General features: G+C 57.2%; 1 protein-coding gene. It reads left to right on the forward strand.

Translation table 11 applies throughout. The features are described 5' to 3' along the window. Nucleotides 1–985 (forward strand): Ig-like domain-containing protein (locus B2R48_RS18270; protein WP_297003286.1); only part of this gene is annotated, 985 nt, incomplete at both ends.

Consider the following 985-nt stretch of genomic DNA (forward strand, 5'->3'; position numbering starts at 1 on the left):
CACCGACAGCGTCACCGTCGATGTGACTGGTGTTGCAGACGCGCCGACGCTGGATGTTTCTGATTCTGCGGGTAACGAAGATAGCGCCATTGCGCTTGATATCGATGCAGGTCTGACGGACTCGAGCGAAACGCTTACGGTGACCATCTCCGGTGTTCCGGATGGTGCAACGCTGTCCGCTGGTACAGACAATGGCGATGGCACCTGGACGCTGGGTTCCGATCAGCTTGATGGTTTGAGCATCACCCCGCCGGACGATTTCAGCGGGTCGTTTGATCTCGGTGTGACGGCGACGTCGGCTGATGGTGAAGACGTTGCCAGCGCGACGGGTTCAATCACGGTTGATGTTGATGGCGTTGCCGATGCGCCGACGCTGGACGTCAGTGATGCGTCGGGCAACGAAGATAGCGCGATTGCCCTCGATATTGATGCAGGTCTGACGGATTCCAGCGAAACGCTGACGGTGACCATCTCCGGTGTTCCGGATGGTGCAACGCTGTCTGCCGGTACCGACAATGGTGATGGCACCTGGACACTGAGCTCTGACCAGCTTGAAGGTTTGAGCATCACCCCGCCGGATGACTTCAGCGGATCGTTTGATCTTGGTGTGACGGCGACATCTGCCGATGGTTCGGATGTTGCCAGTGCGACAGGATCTATAACGGTTGATGTCGATGGCGTCGCCGATGCGCCAACACTGGATGTGTCGGATGCGTCGGGCAACGAAGATAGTGCAATTGCGCTCGATATTGATGCTGGTCTCACCGACAGCTCTGAAACTCTCACGGTCACGATAAGTGGTGTTCCGGATGGCGGAACGCTGTCCGCCGGTACCGATAATGGTGATGGTACATGGACGCTGAGTTCCGATCAGCTTGACGGTTTGACGATCACACCGGCTGAGGACTTTAGCGGTTCGTTCGATCTCGGTGTGACAGCGACGTCGGCTGATGGTGAAGATGTTGCAACCGCAACCGACAGCATA

The sequence above is a fragment of the Thalassospira sp. UBA848 genome (genome assembly GCF_002295455.1).
GTDB lineage: Bacteria > Pseudomonadota > Alphaproteobacteria > Rhodospirillales > Thalassospiraceae > Thalassospira.